This window comes from Paraburkholderia sp. Cpub6, assembly GCF_014201065.1.
In the GTDB taxonomy this organism is placed as follows: Bacteria; Pseudomonadota; Gammaproteobacteria; order Burkholderiales; family Burkholderiaceae; genus Paraburkholderia; species Paraburkholderia tuberum.
In genome coordinates this window covers 173866-196924 of sequence record NZ_JACHDM010000007.1, presented here as the reverse complement: position 1 = coordinate 196924, position 23059 = coordinate 173866, and the positions used below count along the sequence as shown (strand labels likewise).

General features: G+C 64.6%; 17 protein-coding genes and 1 pseudogene. 7 read left to right on the top strand and 11 right to left on the bottom strand.

Going from position 1 to position 23059, the window contains the following annotated elements; all coding sequences use genetic code 11:
* Window positions 1-97: 97 nt before the first annotated feature.
* From glgX to imuA, 7 genes are all read right to left on the bottom strand, one after another.
* A complete protein-coding gene (glgX, locus tag HDG33_RS15530) occupies window positions 98-2194 on the bottom strand; it encodes a glycogen debranching protein GlgX (protein WP_221311421.1) in 2097 nt (698 codons plus the stop codon).
* Complete coding sequence (locus tag HDG33_RS15525; protein WP_184029695.1) at window positions 2184-4679, bottom strand: glycogen/starch/alpha-glucan phosphorylase; 2496 nt, start codon at window positions 4677-4679, stop codon at window positions 2184-2186. Before HDG33_RS15525 ends, glgX begins: the two co-directional genes overlap by 11 nt.
* Before the next feature lie 33 nt (window positions 4680-4712).
* On the bottom strand, window positions 4713-7109 hold the full coding sequence (locus HDG33_RS15520; protein WP_184029689.1) for a phosphoketolase: 2397 nt from the start codon (window positions 7107-7109) through the stop codon (window positions 4713-4715).
* Window positions 7110-7341: 232 nt separating this feature from the next.
* Entirely contained in the window at window positions 7342-8301 is a 960-nt protein-coding gene (locus HDG33_RS15515; RefSeq protein ID WP_184029686.1) for an SOS response-associated peptidase family protein, read from the bottom strand.
* A 47-nt stretch (window positions 8302-8348) separates the two neighbouring features.
* The gene (locus HDG33_RS15510) at window positions 8349-11498 is read right to left on the bottom strand and encodes an error-prone DNA polymerase (protein ID WP_184029682.1); all 3150 of its coding nucleotides are present in this window, start codon (window positions 11496-11498) and stop codon (window positions 8349-8351) included.
* Between the two features lie 19 nt (window positions 11499-11517).
* On the bottom strand, window positions 11518-12987 hold the full coding sequence (locus HDG33_RS15505; protein ID WP_184029679.1) for a DNA polymerase Y family protein: 1470 nt from the start codon (window positions 12985-12987) through the stop codon (window positions 11518-11520).
* A complete protein-coding gene (imuA, locus tag HDG33_RS15500; protein WP_184029676.1) occupies window positions 12917-13624 on the bottom strand; it encodes a translesion DNA synthesis-associated protein ImuA in 708 nt (235 codons plus the stop codon). The genes HDG33_RS15505 and imuA overlap by 71 nt, the downstream gene beginning before the upstream one ends.
* Before the next feature lie 83 nt (window positions 13625-13707).
* Here imuA and HDG33_RS15495 point away from each other — a divergent pair, with 83 nt between their 5' ends.
* On the top strand, window positions 13708-13992 hold the full coding sequence (locus tag HDG33_RS15495; protein WP_090804206.1) for a hypothetical protein: 285 nt from the start codon (window positions 13708-13710) through the stop codon (window positions 13990-13992).
* A 30-nt stretch (window positions 13993-14022) separates the two neighbouring features.
* Window positions 14023-14430 (top strand): GFA family protein, encoded by a 408-nt coding sequence (locus HDG33_RS15490; RefSeq protein ID WP_184029671.1) that lies wholly within the window; start codon window positions 14023-14025, stop codon window positions 14428-14430.
* Window positions 14431-14439: 9 nt separating this feature from the next.
* Here the strand turns inward: HDG33_RS15490 and HDG33_RS15485 are convergent, their stop codons facing one another.
* From HDG33_RS15485 to HDG33_RS15470, 4 genes are all read right to left on the bottom strand, one after another.
* Window positions 14440-14850, bottom strand: coding sequence for a GFA family protein (locus tag HDG33_RS15485; protein ID WP_184029659.1), 411 nt, complete (start codon window positions 14848-14850; stop codon window positions 14440-14442).
* Window positions 14851-15042: 192 nt separating this feature from the next.
* The gene (locus HDG33_RS15480; RefSeq protein ID WP_184029648.1) at window positions 15043-15357 is read right to left on the bottom strand and encodes a high-potential iron-sulfur protein; all 315 of its coding nucleotides are present in this window, start codon (window positions 15355-15357) and stop codon (window positions 15043-15045) included.
* Window positions 15358-15443: 86 nt separating this feature from the next.
* Window positions 15444-16715: a c-type cytochrome gene (locus HDG33_RS15475; protein WP_184029646.1), complete on the bottom strand. Its 1272-nt coding sequence runs from the start codon at window positions 16713-16715 to the stop codon at window positions 15444-15446.
* A gap of 116 nt (window positions 16716-16831) precedes the next feature.
* Window positions 16832-18559 (bottom strand): methanol/ethanol family PQQ-dependent dehydrogenase, encoded by a 1728-nt coding sequence (locus HDG33_RS15470; protein ID WP_184029643.1) that lies wholly within the window; start codon window positions 18557-18559, stop codon window positions 16832-16834.
* A 369-nt stretch (window positions 18560-18928) separates the two neighbouring features.
* On the opposite strand from HDG33_RS15470, the gene HDG33_RS15465 reads away from it, so the two are divergent.
* The 5 genes and pseudogenes from HDG33_RS15465 (at window position 18929) to HDG33_RS15445 (ending at window position 22923) form a co-directional block, all read left to right on the top strand.
* Entirely contained in the window at window positions 18929-20914 is a 1986-nt protein-coding gene (locus tag HDG33_RS15465; RefSeq protein ID WP_184029587.1) for a sigma-54-dependent Fis family transcriptional regulator, read from the top strand.
* 302 nt (window positions 20915-21216) lie between these two features.
* Window positions 21217-21291, top strand: a complete 75-nt coding sequence (pqqA, locus tag HDG33_RS38235) for a pyrroloquinoline quinone precursor peptide PqqA (RefSeq protein WP_090805708.1) — start codon at window positions 21217-21219, stop codon at window positions 21289-21291.
* Between the two features lie 65 nt (window positions 21292-21356).
* A pseudogene (locus HDG33_RS15455) lies at window positions 21357-21446 on the top strand (pyrroloquinoline quinone biosynthesis protein C); the annotation flags it as partial.
* 5 nt (window positions 21447-21451) lie between these two features.
* Window positions 21452-21733 (top strand): pyrroloquinoline quinone biosynthesis peptide chaperone PqqD, encoded by a 282-nt coding sequence (gene pqqD, locus HDG33_RS15450; protein WP_184029584.1) that lies wholly within the window; start codon window positions 21452-21454, stop codon window positions 21731-21733.
* A 440-nt stretch (window positions 21734-22173) separates the two neighbouring features.
* Window positions 22174-22923 carry an SDR family oxidoreductase gene (locus HDG33_RS15445; RefSeq protein WP_184030020.1) on the top strand — a complete coding sequence of 250 codons (750 nt, stop codon included), beginning with the start codon at window positions 22174-22176 and terminating at the stop codon, window positions 22921-22923.
* Window positions 22924-23059 lie beyond the last annotated feature (136 nt).

The following is a 23059-nucleotide window of genomic DNA, read 5'->3' as shown; positions in this document are numbered from 1 at the left end:
GCCGCTGGATTGTTCCGCCAGTAAATCGAAACTGTGCACGGCATATCCGCCACAGCATCGACATTCGAGGACAAGAACCCGGGTTATTTGCGTCGGTTCAACTCGCTTCTTCCAGAACCACGACACTGCGCGCCTCCACGCGCGACTGATCGCTTTCGACAGCGGCCTGTTGCGCCGCTTGCACGATGTCATGCGGACTGTCGCGCGCGGTATCGACGATACGCCGCCAGTGCCGCCCGTCGGACGCGGGCAACTGAACCGTGCGGGCGCAATCGTCCATGTTGAACACCGCGTGCAGTGCCGGCTCGCCAGGCGCTTCGCCGCCCAGCGTGACGGCGAGAAGCCGCGCGCCTGGATCGTGCCAGCCCGGCTCGTTCAGGCGCTCGCCGTGCCACGCCGCATCCGGGCGAGTCTGCCCCGGCGAGGGCCGGCCGGTCAGGAAATACCGCCGCCGCAAACTTGCGTGGCGCTTGCGCAGCGCGATCAGCTCGCGCACGAAGCGCGACATGGCCGAGCCGGCTTCAGTGGGTGTCCAGTCGAACCAGCTGAGCGTGTTGTCCTGACAATAGCCGTTGTTGTTGCCGCGCTGGCTGCGCAGCACCTCGTCGCCGGCGAGCGTCATCGGCACACCCAGACTCAGGAACAGGATGGCCATCGCGTTGCGCGCCTGGCGATGTCGCAGACCGAGAATCTGGGCGTCGCCGGTCCCGCCCTCGGCGCCACAGTTCCACGACAGGTTGTCGGAGCTGCCGTCGCGATTCTCGTCGCCGTTGGCTTCGTTGTGCTTCGATTCGTAGCTCACGAGATCGATCAGCGTGAAGCCGTCGTGGCACGTCACGAAGTTGACGCTGTTGTTGGGCAGCCTGCCGTCGTCCGCATAGAGGTCCGAGCTGCCCGCGATGCAGGTCGCGACCGCCCCGATGAGCCCCGGGTCGCCGCGCACGAAACGGCGAATCACGTCCCGATAGCGGCCGTTCCACTCGGCCCATGCCATGCCGGGAAAGGCGCCGACCTGATACATGCCGGCGGCGTCCCACGCCTCCGCGATCAATGGCACGCGCGACAGCACACGCGAAGACTCGATCGCCCAGGGCAGCGGTGGATCGACCATCAGCTCGCCGCGCTGGTCGCGCGCGAAGACACTCGCCAGATCGAACCGGAAGCCATCGACGCCGAGTTCTTCCACCCAGTATTCGAGGCAGCGCACGATGAACGTCGTCACCAGTGGATGGTTGCAATTGATCGTGTTGCCGCAGCCGGTGTAGTCCCGGTAGCGGCGCCGGTCGGCCGCGTCGAGGTGGTAGAAGATATCGTTGGCGAGGCCCTTGAAGTTGATGACGGGGCCCGTCTCGCCCGCTTCGGCCGTATGGTTGAACACGACGTCGAGCAGCACGGCGATGCCCGCGGCGTGCATGGCGTCGGTCAGCGCGCGAAACTCCTGGGGCGCGCGCGCGGGATCGCGGCAGTAGCGAGGATGCGGGCTGTAATAGCTATGCGTGCTGTAACCCCAGTAGTTGCTCAGGCCGAGGGCCGCCGTGGCGGGCGGAACGTCCTGTTCGTCGAAGGCCATCACCGGCAGCAGCTCGACATGGGTCACGCCAAGCTGCGTCAGGTACGGAATCTTTTCGCTCAGGCCGGCGAAGGTACCGGGATGCTGCACGCCGCTCGACGGATCACGTGTAAAGCCGCCGACATGCAGCTCGTAGATGATCGCGTCGTCGAGTCCGCGCGGGATACGCCCAGGGGACGAGGGCAGGGGTTCCGTTACGATCGCGCGGTGGGTTTTGTGCCCGTCGGGATTCGGCTGGCCGACTGGAGGCCGCGTCCACAGCACGTCGCTGACCGCGCGGGCATACGGGTCGAGGAGCTCGCGGTCGGGGTCGAACGCGTGGCCGCTAGAGCGCGTATCGCGCGGACCGTCCGCCCGCCACGTGTAGTAGGTGCCGAACGGCAGCGCTTCGACCATCACATGCCAGTAGTAGAAGGTGCGGTTGCAAGCGGCGGCGAGCGTGATGATCTGGAACGGCTCGGGGCTGTCAGCCGCGTCATACAGCAACAGCTCGACGCGCGTCGCGTGACGGCAGAAGATGCAGAAATTGATGCCGCCGGGCACCGCCGACGCGCCCACGGGAAACCGCGACCCGGAGCGAACCGCATGAGCACGCACCGATCCCGTTTCAGGGTCATTGATCAAGGGTGATCCTCATCGGGCGGATCTTCCAGATCTTGTCGCAGTATTCGCCGATGGCGCGGTCGGAAGAGAACTTGCCCGAGCGCGCGGTGTTCAGGATCGACATCCGGGTCCAGCGCCGCGTGTCCTGCCAGGCGGCGCTCACGTCGTCCTGACGCGCCACGTAGGCGGCATAGTCGGCGAGCACGAGAAACGGATCCGCGTGCGTCAGATTGTCGATCAGCGGGCGAAACATCTCGCGGTCTCCTCGCGAGAAATGACCGTCGGCGATCAGTTGCAGCACTTCGCTCAGTTCCGCGTCATCCTTCACATAGTCCGCGGGGCGATAACCTGCGCGCTTCACACGTTCCACTTCGTCGGCGCTCAGGCCGAACAGAAAGAAGTTTTCGTCGCCGACCTCTTCGCGGATTTCGACGTTGGCGCCGTCGAGCGTGCCGATCGTCAACGCGCCGTTCATCATGAACTTCATGTTGCCGGTGCCCGATGCTTCCTTGCCGGCCGTCGAAATCTGCTCGGACAAGTCGGCGGCAGGGTAGATGAAGTGCGCGTTCTTCACATTGAAGTCCGGATAGAACACGACTTTCAGCCGCCCGTTCACCATCGGGTCGTTATTCACGACTTCGGCGATGCCGTTGATCAAACGGATGATCAGCTTGGCCGTCGCGTAGCCGGGCGCCGCCTTGCCGCCGAATACGAAACAGCGCGGTGTCAGCGCGAGCTGCGGATCACGCAGCAGGCGCCGGTACAGCGTGACGATCAGCAACGCGTTCAGATGTTGCCGCTTGTATTCGTGGATGCGCTTGACCTGCACGTCGAACAGCGCGGCAGTGTCGACGCCGATGCCCGTGACGCGCCGGATATGCTCGGCGAGCACGGCCTTGTTCGACTGCTTCACGCTACGCCAATGCTGCTGAAACGTGGCGTCGTCGGCATAGGCTTCGAGCTTGCGCAGTCGCGCGAGATCAGTGACCCAGCCAGCGCCGATGGTCTCGTCGAGCAGCCGCGCGAGCGCCGGATTGCAAAGCAGCATGAAACGGCGCGGCGTGACGCCGTTCGTGACGTTGTGAAAGCGCTCGGGCCACAATTCGGCGAAGTCCCGCAGCACGGTCTGCTTGAGCAGCCCGGAATGCAGTTCGGCGACGCCGTTGATCGCGTGGCTGCCGACCGTCGCCAGATGCGCCATGCGCACGAGCTTGTCACCGCGCTCGTCGATCAGCGACATGCGTGCGATGCGCGCGTCGTCGCCCGGATAGCGCTGCCGGACCTCGTCGAGGAAGCGGCGGTTGATCTCGTAGATGATTTCGAGCAGGCGCGGCAGCAGGTCGCGCATCAGCGGCAGCCCCCAGGTTTCGAGCGCTTCGGGCAGCAGGGTGTGATTGGTGTACGCGAGCGCGCGCCGCGTGATGTCCCAGGCCTCGTCCCACGGCACCTGCCTGTCGTCCACCAGCAGACGCATCAGCTCGGCGACGGCGATCGACGGGTGCGTGTCGTTCAACTGCACGTTGAACAACTGCGCGAAGTGTCCGACCGGTTCGCCCCTGATTTCGAGCAGGCGCAGCATGTCCTGCAGCGAGCACGACACGAAGAAGTATTGCTGCGCGAGACGCAGGCGCTTGCCGATCTCGGGTTCGTCGTTCGGATACAGCACCTTCGACAGCGTCTCGGAGATGACCTTTTCGTTGACGGCCTCGTAATAGTCGCCGGCGTTGAAGTCCTGCAGGTCGAACGACTCGACCGCCTCGCTCTTCCACAGCCGCAAGGTGTTGCACGTGTTGACGTGATAGCCGGGCATCGGCGTGTCGCAAGCCACGCCTTTGACCTGCCGTGTGGGTGTCCAGCGCACGCACAGGTGCCCGCGTGCATCGGTTTCGTTGTGGGTGCTGCCGCCGAACCCCACGTAGTACGCAACCTCCGGGCGCACGATCTCCCATGGATGGCCCTTTTGCAGCCACTTGTCGGTGGTTTCGACTTGCCAGCCGTCGCGAATCTGCTGGTCGAAGATGCCGAACTCGTAGCGGATGCCATAGCCGATGGCCGGTATTTCCAAACTTGCGAGCGAATCCAGATAGCAGGCCGCGAGGCGGCCAAGCCCGCCATTGCCGAGCCCCGGCTCTTCCTCGAGTTCGAGCAGCATATCGAGGTCGACGCCGAGCGCGCGCAGCGCTTCGCGTGCGTTGGCCTCGATGCCGAGATTGACCAGGTTGTTGCCGAGTTGCGGGCCGATCAGGAACTCGGCGGACAGGTAGCAGGCGACCCGCACATCGCTTCCGGCGTAGGTCTGGACAGAGGTTGCCCAGCGGGCCAGCAGCCGGTCGCGCACGCTATACGCGAGCGCCATGTACCAGTCATGCGGGGAAGCGATCGCCGGATAGCGGCCCCGCAGGCACAGCAGATTGTCGAGCACGCCGCGTTGAAGCGCGGCGGCGCTCAGGCCGGTGCGCGCTGCATCCGCGCTTTGCTGCGAGGTCGTGGTGGGAGCGTCGGCCATGATGCTTTCCTCGGTGCGTGCTGCGCGTGACGTTCAGAAGGGCCAGACCCAGTCGGCGACCTCGGCGCGGTCCGTGCCATGCGTGTGCGCATAGTTCAGGTTGCTGACGATCGCGTTCCTCATGTCTTCCCTGAGATGCGCGGATCTGCCCTGCAAGCGCGGCACGCGGTCGAGCACGTCGATCACCAGATTGAAGCGGTCCACCTGATTGAGAATCGCCAGTTCGAGCGGGGTGTTGATGTTGCCTTTCTCCTTGTAGCCCCGCACGTGCAGATTCTCGTGATTGCGAAAGCGATAAGCGAGCTTGTGGATCAGCCACGGGTAACCGTGGAAATTGAAGATCACCGGCTTATTGGTCGTAAACAGGCTGTCGAATTCGCGTTCGGTCGAGCCGTGCGGGTGCTCGCTGGCCGGCTGCATCCTGAACAGGTCGACCACGTTGACGAAACGCAGCTTCAGTTCGGGCAGACGTTCGCGCAGGATCGCCGTCGCCGCCAGCGCTTCCTGGGTGGCGACGTCGCCGCACGAGGCCATCACCACGTCCGGTTCGGCGTCCTCGTCGTTGCTCGCGCGCCGCCACACGCCGATGCCTTTGGCGCAGTGCACGACGGCTTCGTCGATGGTGGTGAATTGCAGGTGTTTCTGCTTGTCGGCGACGATCACGTTGATGCAGTCGGTGGTGCGCAGACAGTGGTCGGCGACCACCAGCAGCGTGTTCGCGTCGGGCGGAAGATAGACGCGCGTGACCGAGGGGCTCTTGTTGGTGACGAGATCGATGAAGCCGGGGTCCTGATGCGAAAAGCCGTTGTGATCCTGCCGCCACACGGTCGACGACAGCAGAATGTTTTCCGCCGACACCCACGCGCGCCATGGCACGTGATTGCGGCTGATGTCGAGCCACTTCGCGTGCTGGTTGAACATCGAATCCACCACGTGCGCAAACGCTTCATAGGTATGGAAGAAGCCGTGGCGGCCCGTCAGCAGATAGCCTTCGAGCCATCCCATCAGCGTATGTTCGGACAGCATCTCCATCACGCGGCCGTCGCGCGCCAGTTCGCCGCCGTCCTCGTCCTCGGGGAGCATCTCGGCCATCCACACCTTCTTGCTGACCTCGTAGATCGACTGCAGACGGTTCGAGGCCGTTTCGTCCGGGCCGAACACGCGGAAGGTATTCATGTTCGCGCGCATCGTGTCGCGCAGAAATTCGCCGAGTGGCCGCGTGTTCTCCTGCAGCACCTTGCCCGCGTGCTGCACATCCACCGCGTACGCGCGGATGTCGGGCAGCTTCAGTTCGCGGCGCAGCACGCCGCCGTTCGCGTGCGGATTGGCGCTCATGCGGCGCGGGCCTTGGGGCGACAGCGCCTTGAGTTCGGGGATCAGCCGGCCCTCGGCATCGAAAAGTTCGGCGGGCCGGTAGCTGCGCATCCATTCTTCGAGCACTTCGAGATTCGCGGAGTTGTTGCGCACATCGGAAAAAGGCACCTGATGCGAGCGCCACGAGCCTTCGACCTTGTGCCCGTTGATCTGCTTCGGTCCGCTCCAGCCCTTGGGCGTGCGCAGCACGATCATCGGCCAGAGCGGCCGCTCGAGATTGCCGTTCGCGCGTGCCCGCTGATGAATTGCGCGAATTTCGCCGAGCACGGTATCGAGCGTGTGCGCCATCTTCCGATGCATTTCCGCGTGATCCGATCCTTCGACGAAATGCGGGGTGTAGCCGTAGCCGACAAAGAGCGCTTCCAGTTCTCTGCTGCTGATGCGCGACAGGATGGTCGGATTGGCGATCTTGTAGCCGTTCAGATTCAGGATCGGCAGCACGGTGCCGTCGCGGGCCGGGTTGATGAATTTATTCGAATGCCACGCGGTGGCGAGCGGCCCGGTCTCCGCTTCTCCATCGCCGACCACGCAGGCCACGATCAGGTCCGGGTTGTCGAGCACGGCGCCATACGCATGCGACAGGCTGTAGCCAAGCTCGCCGCCTTCATGGATGGACCCTGGCGTCTCCGGCGTCACATGCGAACCGATATGGCCGGGAAACGAGAACTGCTTGAAGAACTTCTGCATGCCCTCGGCATCCGCGCTCTTGTCCGGATAGATCTCCGAGTAGGTGCCTTCCAGATAGGTGGGGCCGAGCACGCCCGGTGCGCCGTGTCCGGGACCGGCCATGAAGACGACGTCGAGATCGTCGCGTTTGATCACGCGGTTCAGATGCGCCCAGACGAACGATAACGCCGGGCTCGCGCCCCAGTGTCCGAGCAGGCGATACTTGACGTGTTCGACTTTCAGCGGCTCCCGCAGCAGCGGGTTGTCCAGCAGATAGATCATGCCGACCGAAAGGTAATTGCATGCGCGCCACCACGCGTCGATCAGCTGAAGTTCGTCGCTGCCGAGCGCGGTCTGCTGCGAAGCGTCCGCCGCGGGATGTTTGCCCATACCGACGTCTCCTGTGCTTGCAGCCGCAACCCGAGGGTGTGGATCGTGTCGGGCCCGCTGCGCAGGCGCTTCGATGATTGATGGGGTCCGAATCGCGCCTGTTGGCGGACCTCTGCAACCGGGTATTCTTCGCCAGCCGATGAACATCCATAACGCAGAATATGTTACTGCGCGAAGATTGCAAGGATGATCCGACACCGTCTCGCGCGGCCTGCGAAACCGCGTCTTGTATTCAGGCCGCGATCCGATGTTCGTAGAACGGCCGGTCCCGATCATCGAGAATCGCGTACAACGCCGCCAGATCGCGCGGATCGGGATTCAACCACGCGTCGATATGCTCAGGTTTGATCGGAATGATGCAGCGATCATGGCCGGCAGCGGCCACCTCGGGTGGCGGATCATCGGTGATGGCCGCGAAGGACAATAGATCGGGCTCGCCTTTGCCGCTCCAGCGGGACCATAAGCATGCGACCAGCATGTCGTGAGGCGGATTGGGCCGGAACTCGAGCCGGACATTTTCATCTTTCTCGCCGGGCGCCAGTTCGCGGCCTTCCATTCGCGCGCGCGAGACGTTCTCATAGAAAGAACTGGCCAGCACGAGTCCATGCGAATAGCCGAATAGCGCTTTCCAGAAACTTTCGAGACTGTCCCGACGAGCGTTGTACGTGCCGGGATAGCGGGTGTCGTACGATGCGGGCTTGCCGGCCAGGCGGCACTGATAGCGCATCGGTTTGACGACGCGCTGGCCATTCTCCATCACCATCACCGGCGCGTAGTAGCCTGGAAAGATGCGCGAGTCGCTTGCTTGGGGAGCGGTTCGGCCGAGGTCGTCGAGTCGCTCGAGCGTGCGGTCGATCTTGTCTTTCGCGATCCGTTTGCTCTCGGTCGCCGCCTTGGTGGCTTTGGTCTGCAAAGAGCGCTCGGCATCGGCGAAGCGGGTGCGCTGTTTGAACAGTTCCTGTTCGAGCTTCACGGTCTGCTGCGATCTGAAGCGCTCGATCAGCGCCCAGACTTCCCGTTGCGCGTCGGACTGCGGTTCCGAGAAGGCGTCTTCCATCGCTTTGGGAATCCTGGCCTGACCGTCCTCTGCGCGTTCGAAGAAAAGACGCGCGAATTCCTCGATGCTCATGTGCGCGCCGAACATGCGGACGTAGCGCCGGTAGTCCGCCAGAATCTGAGCCGAATAGCACATGGATGCCTCCGTTTGCTGTTCCGATGATACGCATTTGCGCGCTCGCGTCAGCAGAAGTCTCTGCTCGTCGTCTGCAACTCGCCCAGCAGATGAGACATGTCGACGAGCCGCTGCGCGACGAGGTGCCGTACTTCTCCCTGACACTGCCATGTGCCGTACACAGCGAGCAGCGCGGCGCCCAACGCTTCTTTGCGCTGTTTTTCGAGCAGACTCGGCCAGATGATCACATTGACGTTGCCCGTCTCGTCTTCGAGCGTGACGAACACGACGCCCTTGGCCGTGCCGGGACGCTGACGCACCGTCACCAGTCCGCAGCCGCGCGCGAGGCGGCCGTCGCGATAGGTCCGCAGCGTCGAGGCCGGCATCAGCCGGTTCGCGAGCAACTGCGGCCGGAGCAGTTCCAGCGGATGGCGGTTGAGCGTCAGGCCGAGCGAACGGTAGTCGGCGACGATGTCGTTCGCTTCGCTCGGTGCGCCCAGTTCGGGCGTTTCGTCCTGAGTCGCCGCGGCCGCGAGCATATCCTTGTCCGGCACCGCGACGACCGACTGCCACAGCGCTTCGCGGCGGTTTCCCGCGAGCGCTGCCAACGCATTCGCATCCGCGAGCGCATGCAGGTCTTTGCGGTCGAGCTGCGAGCGGCGCGCGAGATCGTTGACGCTCGCGAACGGGCGAACCGCGCGCGCGTTCTCGATCCGTTCGGCGGCGCCGTCCTTCATGCCGCGCAGCAGCGAAAGACCGAGACGCACGGCGGGGCGCGTCGCCCCCGCACGGTGTTCGAGCGAGGAGTCCCAACCGCTGATCGTCACATCGACCGGCAACACCTTGACGCCGTGCCGCTGCGCATCCTGAACCAGTTGCGACGGCGAATAGAAGCCCATCGGCTGGCTGTTCAGCATCGCGGCGAGAAAGGCTTCGGGTTCGTGACGCTTGAGCCAGCTGCTCGCATAGACCAGCAGCGCGAAACTGGCCGCGTGACTTTCGGGGAAGCCATATTCGCCGAAGCCCTTGATCTGCTCGAAGATCGCCTCGGCGAAGGCCTGGTCGTAGCCGCGCTCCTGCATGCCGAGCACGATGCGGTCATAGTATTTTTCGAGTCCGCCCTTGCGTTTCCACGCGGCCATCGCGCGTCGCAGCTGGTCGGCTTCGCCGGCGGTGAAGCCGGCCGCGAGAATCGCCACCTGCATCACCTGCTCCTGGAAGATCGGCACGCCGAGTGTGCGGCCCAGCGCGGTCTTCAACGCGTCGCTCGGATAGGTCTCGGGCTCGAAGCCCTGACGGCGCTGCAGATAGGGATGCACGGCGCCGCCCTGAATCGGACCGGGCCGCACGATCGCGACTTCGATGACGAGATCGTAGAACTTCTCTGGCCGCATGCGCGGCAGCATGCTCATCTGCGCGCGCGATTCGATCTGGAACACGCCGACCGTATCGGCGGCCGAAATCATCGCGTAGGTCGCCTCATCCTCGGCGGGGATGTCCTGCATTTCGAAACGTTCTCCGCGCTGTTCCGAAACGAGGTCGAGGGTGCGCCGGATCGCCGACAGCATGCCGAGCGCGAGCACGTCGACCTTCAGCAAGCCCAATGATTCGAGGTCGTCCTTGTCCCACTCGATCACCGAGCGGTCGGCCATCGCCGCGTTTTCCACCGGCACGAGCCGGGTGAGCTTGCCGCGGCTGATCACGAAGCCGCCCGAATGCTGCGACAGGTGGCGCGGAAAATTCAGCAGTTGCGAGGCGAGCTTCGCCCAGGCCTGAATCAGGGGCTGGTTCGGATCGAGGCCGGATTCCGCGAAACGCGCGAGCAGATCCCGACTGGTATCGAACCAGTGATGCGACTTCGCGACCGCGTCGACGATCTGCGGATCGACGCCGAGTGCCTTGCCCGTTTCCCGCAGCGCACCACGCGGACGATAGGTCGACACCGCCGCCGCGATCGCCGCCCGGTCGCGGCCGTACTTGCGATAGATGTACTGGATCACTTCTTCGCGCCGCTGGTGCTCGAAGTCGACGTCGATATCGGGCGGCTCGCCGCGCTCCTTGCTGATGAAGCGCTCGAACAGCATGTTGCCGCGCGCGGGGTCCACCTCGGTCACGCCGAGGCAATAGCAGACCGCCGAGTTCGCGGCCGACCCGCGCCCCTGACACAGAATGTGCTGGCTGCGCGCGAAGCGGACGATGTCGTAGACGGTCAGGAAATACGGCTCGTACTGCAGGTCCGCGATCAGTTCGAGTTCGTGCTCGATCTGCTGCTGCACGTGATGCGCAATCCCCGCGGGAAAACGCCGCTGCGCGCCGACATAGGTTTCCTGACGAAGATACGAGGCCGGCGTATGGCCGGCCGGCACCAGCTCGTCGGGATACTCGTAGCGCAGCTCGTCGAGCGAAAACGTGCAGCGGCTCATGATGTCGACCGTCGCGGCCAGCGCGTCTTGCGGGTACAGGTTGGCGAGCCGCAACCTCGAGCGCAGATGCTGCTCCGCGTTCGGCGCCAGATCATAGCCGCACTGATGGACCGGTTTGCCGACCCGGATCGCGGTCATCGTGTCTTGCAGCGGCTTGCGCGAGCGCACGTGCATCACGACTTCGCCGAGCGCGACGACGGGCACGTCGCGGCTGCGCGCGACGAACTCGACCGCGCCGCGATGCAGGTCGTCCATCGCGCGTTGATGGAGCACGAGGCCGACCCATGCGCGGCCCGTGAACGTTTCGTCGAGCCATTCGACCTGCGCATCGAGCGCGTCTTCGCTGGCCGGGAAATCCGGCACGAGAATCGCGAGGCAGTCGGGCATGCCGAGCAGGTGGCGATACTCCTTCTCCGGCCGCGACAGATCCTGCGGCGTGAGCCGGTATTCGCCCTTGGGCGCGCGCATGCGCGCCAGCGTGATCAGCTCGGACAGATTGCCGTAGCCGTTGCGGTTGCGGGCGAGCAGGATCAGCCCGAACGCCGGCGAACCATCGGCGTTGACGAGCCGGAAATACGAACCGACGATAAACGGCAGCTTCGCTTCTTTCGCCGCGACATGCGCGCGCACGACTCCCGCGAGCGAGCATTCGTCGGTGATCGCGAGCGCGGAGTAGCCGAGTTGCGCGGCACGCCCGGCCAGTTCCTCAGCGTGCGACGCGCCGCGCAGAAACGTGAAGTTGGAAAAGCAGAACAGCTCGGCATACGCCGGCAGCATCGTGAAGGTGGTGTCCATGGCCGCTCATCCGCGCATATCAGCCGAACAGGCCATGCAGGAACCAGCGTTGCTCTTCTTCCGCGTCGCGGCTGCTCACGCGCTCGCGGTAGATCCAGTAGCAGCTCTGGTCGTCCGCCTGCGCGACGAAGTAGTCGCGCGTGACGAGCTCGCCGTCGAACCAGCCGCTCTCGATGCGCTCGCCCGGCGACACCATGCGCAACGGCGAGCCATAGAACGGGCGGTGCTGGCGCATCAGCAGACGCACGGGCGTGTCGAGCATCCACGTCGGGCGGGGCAGATTCTGCGGCAGCGGGCCGGGCTTGACCGGCTGCGACACCGGCAGCCAGCGGTTCGCGATCTCCGGACGATGATCGGCGCTCGGCGCGGGTTTCAGCACGTTCTCTTCGCCGAGCCGCGCGACCAGCAGTTCGAGCAGCCGCGCGTGATCCTCCTGCGAGCCGCCCGGTTCGGGAAACAGCGAGTCGGACGCGGGCGCGGCCGACTCGACGTTCGACGCGTCGAGCCGCAACGCGATCACGGGCGCGGCGAGCTCGATACGATGCAGCCGCTCCTTGAGCAGGCGCATCAGATGTTCTTCGCGCCAGGTCGGCTCGCCGAGTGCGACGTCGATCGTGGTCGGCTCGATCGCAGCGCGTCCGCGCTCGTGTTCGAGCGACAGGCGAATGCCGGTGAGCGCGAGCTGTTTTGCGCACAGCCATCCGCACAGTTGCACGATCAGGCGCTGCGCGCCGAACACCGCGCCATCCGCGTGTTCGAGCCGGTCCGGCATCTCGATGCGCGCCGAGAACGTGGGCGGCAGTTCGAGCCAGTCGAACAGTTCGGGCGCGGTCCCGAACGCGCGGTCGAGCGAGTCGAGCAGATGTTCGCCGCAGCGGCGCTGCAAGCCGGCGCGGGGCAGGCGGCGCAGATCGGCGATGCGCTCGCAACCGAGGCCCGTGAACCAGTCGGCGAACGGGCGGACTTCGGGCACGGCGAGCATCGGCAGGGCGGACAGGCGCTGGTCGAGCGACGCGAGCTTCAGCACGCGCCGGTTGCCGAACTTCGCGAGCAGCCACGCGCCCTGGCCGGTCGGCGCGGCACTGATGCGCGCGGTGAAGCCGAGCGCGTCGAGGATGGCTTTCGTATCGCGGCACAGCGCGAGCAGGCCGCCGAAGAGCCGCAAACTCGCGCCGATCTCGACGACGACCGTCGCCTCATCGAGCAGCGCGACTTCGGGCGAGAAGCGCATCAGCGCGATACCCACCTCGCGATGGGCCGCCGTTTCGCGGCCGCTATCGCGCTCATACATCTCGGTCTGCGGCGACAGCGTCAGCACGCCGCCGCGCTTCATGCCCGGACGCACGCCTGCCGAGCGCGCGGCGGGGTCGGCCATGACCACCTTGTCTTTCTCCAGCACCGCGCAGCCATGCGCGGGCTCAGGCGACCACTTCGGTCTGAAGACCTCGAGCGGCAACTTTGGCAGATGAACGGCGAGAAAGACGCGCATGTCGGGAAAGCAGAACGGGAGTGGGTTGAAGGGGAATCGACAGGGGCTCTGCGCGAGCGGGCCCTCGTCGTTTCACGATGTCGATGGTCAGGCCTTCGGCCGATGGCCTGAGCGCGAGCCGCAGCAGCGCGGGGGATGCCTCCTGCGCGGTGGCGAGCGGCCGCACCATGATGAAAAGCGTCTCCGACGACTGCGCGGCCAGATGCAGACGGCGCAGCGAGGACGCCTGCGCGTACTGCGCCCAGAAGATCAGCGCGCCGCAACTGCCGGCGCGCAGGATCTGCTCGGCGGACCACAGCGCGTCGGCGGTTTTCGGCGCATTGATCCGCAGCACCTGCTGCAGCGACAGGCCGATGTAGTTGAGCCCGAGGCCGTCCGGCGTATGCGGCGGTTGCACGAAGACGAGCGGACGCTCGCCGACGGCGCTGAGCGCCGGCTGCAACAGCCGCAGTTCGCCGACGCCGGCCTGCTGCACGAGCAGATCGACCAGCGCGCCGAGCGGCCAGCCACCGCCGGGCAACTCCGCCGACAGGGCCGGATAGCCGGTATCGACGCTGCGGCCGCGGCCAGCGCCAAGCTGGGACGCCCGCCACAAGGACGGGTGAATGGCTTCCGGTGCTGGCAGGGCGGCTGTCATTTGCGAAAATACCTGTATGGATATACAGTATCCTACATGGTTTTATGAGATAGCGAACAGGCACTTTTTTTGGGGGCGGGTTCATGGACATGCGAGTGCGCAAGCCAGCCGGGCATCCGATGCCGGAGATCGCGGCGTTCGTGGCCGAACTGAAAGCGGTGTTCGGCGAGCCGGACATCGATGAAGCGATTCGCCGCGGCAAGGCGGGCGAGCCGACGTTTCATGCGCGGGAAAACGGGCGCTCGGCGGGGACGGCGGCGCCGGTTGCGGCGAACGTCTGGCGCGTGGATCGCGCGGTGCGCGACCGCCATTACTGCGAGGGTTGCGACGGCTCGTGCATTGGCAGCGCGAAGTCGTGCCGTCCATAATGGCAGCGGCCCTCAACCCCGGAGAACCCCATGTTGCGCACGTACCTCGGAAGTTGCCATTGCCAATTCGTGAAGTTCGAGGCTCGCATCGATTTCGACGAGGGCACGTCGAAGTGCAATTGCAGCTACTGCAGCAGGCTGCGATTCTGGCACGTGCAGGTTCGCCGGGAAGATTTTCGCCTTCTTTCGGATGAAGCCGCGCTCAGCGAATATCAGGGGCACAATGCGGTTGCGCATCACCCGTTCTGCAAACGCTGCGGGGTCCACGTATTCGATCGCATCGATATGCCAAACGGCACAGGGTATCCGTATATCAACGTGAACATCATGTGCCTCGATGAACTCGATCTCGATGCGGCGTTGAATGCGCCAGTCACCTATCGCGATGGGCTGCACGACGACTGGGGCAATCCGCCCGTGCAAACACGGCATCTTTGATTGCACCGGTCAGGGCGCTCTTCGCAGATGGTGGGGAATGTCAGGCTGGTGGGCATCCAGTTGATGGCGTTCGGACGCGAATTGAACGAATTCGGGCTTGAACCGCGCAGGATCATCGAGCGTGCCGGCATAGAGGGTCACGATGTCCTGCGCATGATGCGGCGTAGCGAATAGCAGGCTGCCGCAATGAGCGCAGAAGTTGCGCGTCGTGGGCATTCCGCTGCCGCCGATCTTCGTATAAGGCCTGACGTCGCCTTTGAACGAAAAGCCGGCGGCTCTCACTACGACGACCGGCAACCCCGCGGAACCTGACGCGCGCTGACAATCGCGGCAATGGCAGATCAGTTGCGCGAGTGAATCACCGCGAGCTTCGTATTGCACCGCGCCGCACAGGCAGCGCCCCAGCCAGGGCGTCGACATCCATCTTCTCCGGTTCAAATGATCTCGCGGTTTGTTCGGGAGACTAAGAATAGGTGCGGCGGACTGTAGCTTAGCAGAGCTCGAACGTCGTTCAGCTATCGCATCGAATCAGCGAGCGAAGGGTCCAGGGGCGACGTGTCTTCGCCTGCCGTCGTGGGTGCGCCGCTTCGCGGCGCACCCACGGACCAGCGCTCAAACTCGTTGCGCATAGACGTTGCACCAGCCGTCGGCGGCAACCGATTTGCCGGGGAACATCGGGCACGGTCCGGCGGAGTCGCCCGCTGCGCCAGTGTAGAAACGACAGTTCGCGCAGTTCTGGCCCGCGTGGTACTTGGGGAACTTCGCGGCGTCGACGCTGCCCGCTTTCCCACGATAGCCGAGCGAACTGGCCGTGGCGTCGTTTTCATCGACGGCGGGCGGCGTGGCTAACGCGAGGTCGGCGCTGGCGAGCGCGGCACACAGGCCCGCGGCCTGGAGAATGAAGTGTCTGCGGTTGCGAGAGATCATGATGATGCCCTGAGAAAAGAAATGGGTCGTCCATGCCGCATTCGATTGAAGCGGCGTGGCGTCGTAATGCGGTGCGAAGCAACGTGTTAGTGGCGCGGTCCGGCGTTCAGCGGTGTGGTCGAGGATTGCGCGGCTTGCGCGGTCAGCTTCGCGCTGCCGGTGTCGTAGCCATTCGTATAGAGCAGGAAGGCCATCAGATCGGCGTACTCCTCGTCGCTCATCTTGCCGGGATGATCCGCGGGCATGTTGGTCGACATGTACTGGTAAATGCCGCCGATCGTCAGATGCGAGTTCGCCGCTGGCGCGAAGGCCGGTCCGATCAACGACGGCGCGGTGTTGCCTTCGAGCTTCTCGCCGTGGCATTTCGCACACGAATCGGCATACAGATGTTCACCGTGGGTGACCTGATCGTGATCGAACGACGGTGTCCCGGTCGTCGCCGCAACCTTGATGAAGCCGCCGGCGGCGGGCATGCCGCCCACGCGCCATAGGTCCGCACGCGGCGGCGCCTGGGTCGGGCCGTCGAGATAGCGCGCAAGATTCGCGTGAGTGCTGGCCGCGGTCGCCGAACCGCTCGCGAGGGTGGTTGGCAGCGCCCAGTTGCGCGTGAGCGCTGCGAGCCGGCCATCGCTGCGCAGACGCATGAGCGCGTCATCGATGCGCTTTTGCAGTGGCTGCGTGTCGGGCCCCGACGCGAACACCAGATTCCAGTCGGCATAGAGCGACTCGGCGACGGCAACGTCGAAGTGCTGCTGCGGGTGCGCATGCCGATACGCCACCACGGCCGGGTACCAGACGATCGCGCGCTGGGCGCGCCCTTTCGCGAGGGCGTCGACGGTCAGCTCGGAGGTGGTTTCCAGATCGAAGCGCGCGTTCTTCTGCTGGACCGCGATCAGTTGCGACGGGCTCGACCAGGTGGCGGCAATGGTGATCTTGCCGTCCGGCGCCGTGACCGGGGTGTTGGCCGCATGGGCGCCGCGCAGCGTGACGCTGACGTAACCGGAGTGCAGATAGCTCCCGGAAAAGAGCAGGTGCGAGTCGGAGCCGTCGGCCACGCTCGAACGCGGAAAGCCTGCGATCACGTCGCAGTTGCGCTGCAGCGATGCCGAGAGCTCGCGAGCGGAGATGCCGTCGTCGCCGCCGTCGTCGTCGATGCCGCGCGGCGCGAATGTCGCGGTAATGCCCGCCGCGCTCAACACCGCGCGTGCAACGGACTTGTCCAGCTCGGCCGACGGGCTGCCGGGCATCGTGCACACGCGGACGCTGGACGACGTCCGCGCGGCCGCCTGGGCGGCAACATGTGCGGCGCCGGCGACGAGCGCGCCGGCGAGAGCAAGGTGAGTGAATCGAATGTTCATGATGGTGCGTTCCTGTGATGGCGGGAACACCGCGCCCGCATGGGCTGCGTGCGGGCGCGGAAAGATGCGGCTGCGAAGGCCGGATGGTCAGAACGATGCGGGTGCGGTTGCTGCGCCTAGCTGCGATCGAGCGCGAACACGTACAGCGTGCCGCCGCGCGGAACGTCCTTCGCGACGTCGGCCATCGGGCCGCCCCAGATCGGATTCGCACCGCCGTAGCCCGCGAGCACGGCCACGTATTCCTTGCCGTCGACTTCGAACACGGAAGGTTGCGCGACGATGCCGCTCGCGAGTTGCGGGCTCTCCCACAGCACCTTGCCCGTCGTCACGTCGAACGCGTACAGATGGCCGTCGAGCGAGCCGCTGAAGGCGAGGCCGCTGGCCGTGGTGGCGACGCCACCGTTCCAGGGCATCCTGGTCCAGTGACCCCACAGCTTCTTGCCCGTATTGACGTCGATGGCCTGAAGCTCGCCATAACCCTGGCTGCCCGGTTCAGGCTGGATCTCGAAGCCTTCGCCGAGGTAGGGCAGACCCTCCATGTAGCTGACCGACTTGCCGGACAGGCTCATGCACGCATGCAGCGAGGGCACCACCGCGATGTGCCGCTCGGGATCGTAGGAAGTCGACCACCAGTTCTTGCCGCCGAGAAAGCTCGGACAGGTGTTGATCGTCGTGCCGGCCTTGGGAAACCGGCTGGCGTCCTGAACTGGTTTGCCGTCGGCGGTATAGCCCGTCACCGACAGCGCCTTGACGAACGGCTCCGCGTAGATCAGCTTGCCGGTCTTGCGGTCGATCGCGTGGAAGAAGCCGTTGCGGTCGGCATGGATGATGGCGTCATACTGCTTGCCCTTGTAGCTGATGTTGGCAAGAACCGGCGTGTTGACGCCGTCGTAGTCCCACGTGTCGTTACTCGTGTACTGATAGTGCCACTTCAGGTCGCCGTTCTTCGGATCGAGCGCGAGCAGGGAATCGGAGTACAGATTGTCGCCGGGACGCAGCGCGGCGAGCCACGGTCCCGGATTGCCGACGCCCCAGTACAGCGTCCGCGTGGCGGCGTCGTAGGTGCCGGTCAGCCACGCCGCGCCGCCGCCATGTTCCTGCATGCCGTCGGGCCACGTATCGCCGCCCTTGTCGCCGGCATTCGGGATCGTATAGCGCTTCCAGATGATCGAGCCGTCGTCGGGATTGAGTGCGGCGATATAGCCGCGAATCCCATACTCGCCGCCTGATGTACCGACCACGATCGCGCCGTCGAGCGCGAGCGGCGCGAGCGAGAACGCGTAGCCGAGACCCGGTTCGAACATCTGCTTCTTCCACACGACATTGCCGCTCTGCGCGTCGATCGCGGCTACCTCGCCGCTCAGCATGGCCACGTAGACGTTCTTGCCATACAGCGCGACGCCGCGATTCACTACGTCGCAGCATGCGGTCCTGAACGATTCCGCGCCGAGCTTCGGCTCGTATTTCCAGAGCTTCGTGCCGCTCCTGACATCGAATGCATAGACGTTGTCTTTTGGCGTGCTGACGAAAAGGTAGCCGCCGTTGACGATCGGGGTTGCTTCGAAGCCTTGCTTGAGTTCCGCGGGGAACTGATAGCTCCAGGCCTCCTTGAGCCCGGCGACATTCGATGCATCGATCTGCTTCAGTGGCGAATGTGACTGGCCGCTATAGCTGCGGTAGTAGGTGAGCCAGCCCGGGTCGCTCTGTGCTTGAGCGAGGCGCTCGTAGGTCACGGCGGGGTAGTCCGGGGCGGCGTGCACCGCAGCCGCGTTCAGTGCCATCGCGATCGCGATGCTCGCTCCAAGGACAGCCAGCCGGCCTGCGGCGGGCGAACGGTTCTTCATGGTCGTCTCCTGAGTGTTTGTCGATGCAGTGCCGGGAGAGGCGTCGCCCCTTTGTTCCGTGTCGATCCGGTTGCGGTGCCTTTACTGCAAGTCACATGCCATTTTTGTGGGCGAGTCCGAAAGGGCGGCACGCCTGAAACGTGCGGCGGCACATATCGCGCGCAGGGCGCTCCATGTGTTGCGTCCCGGTACAACGCCGGGCGATGGAGTGTTGAGAAACAGGACAGTTGCAGCGCCGGCGCGCATCGCTCGGGTCGAGGGCGACGCCAGGATCGCGGGCGAAGCTGTCGCTGAAATGGATGGCCCGGAGCTTGCTTAAGAGGACGGAGAAAAGTCTGGCAAGGTACCAGGCTTTCCAGGAGGGAGACAATGCGCGATGACGTTCACCGGGCCGTGGCTCAGACTGCCGTACGGTCCAATGACTTTCCCGTGCCGGCAATTCAGAAAGCGCACGAACGCTCCGAAACGTTTGGTCTGTGCGCGTCGGCGCGGCCGGAATACGAGGTTCTTTCGAACGCGGGTCTCGTGCTCAAACGCGAGCAGAACCGGGTGTTGTGCGCGCATGCGATGCCGGTGATGGAGTCGCTGCACGAGCAGATCGCCGACACGCAAAGCATGATCGTGCTGACCAATGCCGAAGGGCTGATCCTGCATTCGATCGGCGACGACGACTTCCTCGCGCGCGCGGAGAAAGTCGCGCTGCGGCCCGGCGCGAACTGGGCCGAGGACCGCCAGGGCACCAATGCAATCGGTACGGCGCTGGCCGAGGGCTGCGCGATGGTCGTGCACGGCGACCAGCACTACCTGGCGGCAAACCGCTTCCTGACCTGCTCGAGCGTGCCGATTCTCGATCCGTATGGCGACGCGATCGGGGTGCTCGACGTGACGGGCGACTACCGCAGCTATCATCAGCACACGATGGCGCTCGCCAAAATGTCGGTGCAGATGATCGAGAATCATCTCTTTACGACCACCTTTCACGAAACGCTGCAAGTGTCCTTCCATAGTCGTCCGGAGTTTCTGGGCACGCTGATGGAAGGCATCGTGGCGTTCACGAGCGACGGACGCTTTCTGTCGGCCAATCGCAGTGCCCAGTTCCAGCTCGGCATGTCGCTCGCCGGGCTGCGCGCGCATACGCTGTCGTCGCTGTTCCAGACCACGCGCGCGCAACTGATCGATCGCGCGCGCGTGAGCCTCGACCCGCACCTGATGCTCAATCTGAGCAGCGGCGCGGTCGTCTGCGCGCGCGTGCAGTTCAGGCGGGCATCGCTGGCCGAGGGCAGCCGCCCGGTCGCCGTGCACGACGGCGCCCGCGCGGTGGCGCGCGAGGAGCCGCCGCAGGCCGCCGCCGGACTCTCGCGTCTGAGCTATCTCGACACGGGTGACCCGCAGGTCGCCGCGGTCGTTGCGAAGGTCAGGAGGGTGATCGGCAAGGACATTCCGATCCTGATCAATGGGGAGACCGGCACGGGCAAGGAACTGCTCGCGCAGGCGATCCACAACGATTCGCCGCGCTGCGCCGGGCCGTTCGTGGCGGTCAACTGTGCTTCGATTCCCGAGACGCTGATCGAATCCGAGCTGTTCGGCTACGAGGAGGGCGCATTCACCGGGGCGCGGCGCAAAGGCGCGATCGGCAAGCTGCTGCAGGCAAACGGCGGCACGCTGTTTCTCGACGAGATCGGCGACATGCCGTACTCGCTGCAAGTGCGGCTGCTGCGCGTGCTGCAGGAACGCGTCGTCAACCCGCTCGGCTCGACGAGGAGCATTGCGGTGGACGTCGCGATCATCTGCGCGACGCACCGGGACTTGCGCGAGATGATCGCGCAAAACCGCTTCCGCGAGGATCTCTACTACCGGCTCAATGGCCTCGTGGTGCGTCTGCCGCGGCTGCGCGACCGTACCGACCTCGCGGTCGTGATCCAGAAGATTTTGCTGCGCGAATCGATCGCCAGCGCGAGCGGACGGCCGCTTCACGTCGCACCCGATGTCATGGCGATGTTCGAGCGCTGTCCATGGCCGGGCAACTTCAGGCAGCTTGGCAACCTGCTGCGCACCGCGGCGGCCATGGTCGACGCGGACGGCGAGATCCGGCGCGAGCATTTGCCCGATGACTTCTTCGATGATCTGCGCCGCGGCGTTTCGTCGAGCGGCGCGGCGGATACGCCGGGCTCGGGCAATGCGTTCGTGCCGGAGTGCGCGCGCCTGCAGGACGTGACCGTGTCGGTGATTGCCGCCGCGCTCGCGCGGCATGGCGGCAACGTTTCGGCGGCCGCGCGCGAGCTCGGCGTGTCGCGCAACACGATCTATCGCAAGATGCCCGCGGTCGAGCCGGATCGTGAGGCGGACGACTTCTGAACCCACCGCGCGGCTTTCATCAGCACTTCTGTTTCGCCCACGTGCTGTCACACCGTTGTTGCATCCCGCAGCAGTGGTGCTCCAAAAATCAACACTGCCCATCTCCCGAGCGCGTCGTATGGCGACGCGTTTGTCCCGCTTACGTCAGCGAATTGACGATGTCGGTGCCCATACCCAGGCGAAGGCTTGTGCGCGAGCCAAACGAGCCTCGCGTGGCGACATCGGCATGTCCTTTGCTTTGAAGGGAACGGCCGCGCATCGAGTGCGGTTCTTCCGTCCCATCGCAAACAAGGAGACATGCCATGCAATGGATCACTCCGTCGTACGCCGAGGTGCGTTTCGGCTTTGAAGTCACGATGTATATCGCCAATCGCTGAGCGGGCTGCGGCATGCCGCCCGCAGTGCCGTAGTGGCGCCGCGGGCGGCGCTCGCCACGCCGGGCACGCCCGCGGCGCAGCAGCGCGCGCTCGATCTCCTGCGGTTCAAACTCGATATTCTCTGGTCGATCCTCGATGCGGTCGAAAAGGCCTGACCCCTATGAACACGCGTGACGCCGATAGCGGCGTGCCGCTGCGCCCCCGCCTGCGGAGCGTCTTCCGCCTGCAGTGGGAAGCGGCGCAGGACGCCTACGTGCTGCTCTATCCCGAAGGGATGGTGAAGCTCAACACTAGCGCCGGCGCGATCCTCGCGCGTTGCGACGGAGAACACGAGCTCGACGACATCATCGGCGAACTCGAACGGCTTTTCAGCACGTCCGAACTTGCGCCCGACGTCTATCGCTTTCTCGATCACGCGCGGCTGCGCGGCTGGCTAGACTGACCTGGCCCACGACCACCCCGTCCTTCCGTGCCTGTGCGGTGGCTCGCCGAATTGACGTACCGGTGCGTCCGAAGGCGTGCATGAAGGGCTGGGGCTCGGTGTTTTCTGGCGTTGCGCCGGATGGAGTTGCTCACGGAGCCACTCGGCGCGCCAATCAATGACCAGCGGCTCCCGCTGCGCCTGCGTCGGCACCTTTGCGCGGCTTGGTCAGCCGGATCAGCGGAATGATCGCGATAAAGATCACCGCCGATAACCAGAAAATGTCGTTTAAACCCAGCATCGAGGCGGTTAATCGTTATAAAACGCCGCACGGACCACGCGAGCGCCTGATCAAATGTTCGATAATCTCGAACGATTGCATCGCCCAGATCGTACGGCATTTCAATTGAAGCGGCGCATCATTGAATTGCAGTAACTCACCTGACTCATTGGAGAAAAACATGGCTCGATTTCATGGCAAATCTGTATTGATCACTGGCGGTAGCAGCGGGATCGGTCTCGCCGCAGCAAAGGCGTTCGCCGCGGAAGGTGCGCGAGTCGTCATCACGGGCCGTGACAGCGCGGCTCTCGAAGAGGCTAGACGGGTGCTTGGCGCGGACGCGGTGGCAGTTCGTAACGACACAGGCTCGGTTGCGGCGGCGCGCGAACTCGCCAATGCGATCGGCAAGGCGGGCATCAAGCTCGATGCGCTCTTCATCAACGCGGGCGCTGCAAAGTTTGCGCCTTTCACTGACGTGGACGAAGCGCTCTGGGACGCGAGCTTCAATACCAACGTCAAGGGCGCCTATTTTCAGATCCAGTCGCTGCTGACGTATTTGAATAAGGGTGCTTCGGTAGTGATCAATGGCTCGATAAACGCGCACATCGGCATGCCGGGTTCATCCGTTTATGCGGCCAGCAAGGCTGCCGTGATCTCGCTGGCCAAGACCTTGTCCGCGGAGCTATTGCCGCGCGGCGTGCGCGTGAATGTAGTCAGCCCCGGGCCGGTGCAAACGCCGCTGTACGGCAAGCTCGGCATGGATGCAGCGACCCTCGAAGCCACTGCCGCTCAAATTCTCAATCAGATTCCCCTGGGACGCTTCGGCACGCCCGAGGAAATCGCCGCCACCGTCTTGCATCTGTCGTCACCCGAATCGGCGTTTATCGTCGGCACGGAGATCATCGCTGATGGTGGCATGAGTCAGCTTTAAACGACTCGATCGCAACAGCCTGCAATCCGTGCGCCGTACCGGCGCCGTCGTGAGAGAGCTTCGCGAGATTGTCGCCAGCGGGCCTCCGGCATTTCGTCGGTGGCCCCGCCCTGATGCGGTCTCAAGTGTGGCGCAA

Coding starts and splice junctions, on each gene's coding strand:
- HDG33_RS15485 (WP_184029659.1), bottom strand. CDS start 14,850: ATGTCGACGCCCTGGCTGGGGCGCTGCCTGTGCGGCGCGGTGCAATAC.
- HDG33_RS15495 (WP_090804206.1), top strand. CDS start 13,708: ATGGACATGCGAGTGCGCAAGCCAGCCGGGCATCCGATGCCGGAGATC.
- HDG33_RS15505 (WP_184029679.1), bottom strand. CDS start 12,987: ATGCGCGTCTTTCTCGCCGTTCATCTGCCAAAGTTGCCGCTCGAGGTC.
- HDG33_RS15510 (WP_184029682.1), bottom strand. CDS start 11,498: ATGGACACCACCTTCACGATGCTGCCGGCGTATGCCGAGCTGTTCTGC.
- HDG33_RS15490 (WP_184029671.1), top strand. CDS start 14,023: ATGTTGCGCACGTACCTCGGAAGTTGCCATTGCCAATTCGTGAAGTTC.
- HDG33_RS15465 (WP_184029587.1), top strand. CDS start 18,929: ATGCGCGATGACGTTCACCGGGCCGTGGCTCAGACTGCCGTACGGTCC.
- HDG33_RS15520 (WP_184029689.1), bottom strand. CDS start 7,109: ATGGGCAAACATCCCGCGGCGGACGCTTCGCAGCAGACCGCGCTCGGC.
- pqqD (WP_184029584.1), top strand. CDS start 21,452: ATGAACACGCGTGACGCCGATAGCGGCGTGCCGCTGCGCCCCCGCCTG.
- HDG33_RS15470 (WP_184029643.1), bottom strand. CDS start 18,559: ATGAAGAACCGTTCGCCCGCCGCAGGCCGGCTGGCTGTCCTTGGAGCG.
- HDG33_RS15525 (WP_184029695.1), bottom strand. CDS start 4,679: ATGGCCGACGCTCCCACCACGACCTCGCAGCAAAGCGCGGATGCAGCG.
- imuA (WP_184029676.1), bottom strand. CDS start 13,624: ATGACAGCCGCCCTGCCAGCACCGGAAGCCATTCACCCGTCCTTGTGG.
- HDG33_RS15480 (WP_184029648.1), bottom strand. CDS start 15,357: ATGATCTCTCGCAACCGCAGACACTTCATTCTCCAGGCCGCGGGCCTG.
- HDG33_RS15475 (WP_184029646.1), bottom strand. CDS start 16,715: ATGAACATTCGATTCACTCACCTTGCTCTCGCCGGCGCGCTCGTCGCC.
- HDG33_RS15445 (WP_184030020.1), top strand. CDS start 22,174: ATGGCTCGATTTCATGGCAAATCTGTATTGATCACTGGCGGTAGCAGC.
- HDG33_RS15515 (WP_184029686.1), bottom strand. CDS start 8,301: ATGTGCTATTCGGCTCAGATTCTGGCGGACTACCGGCGCTACGTCCGC.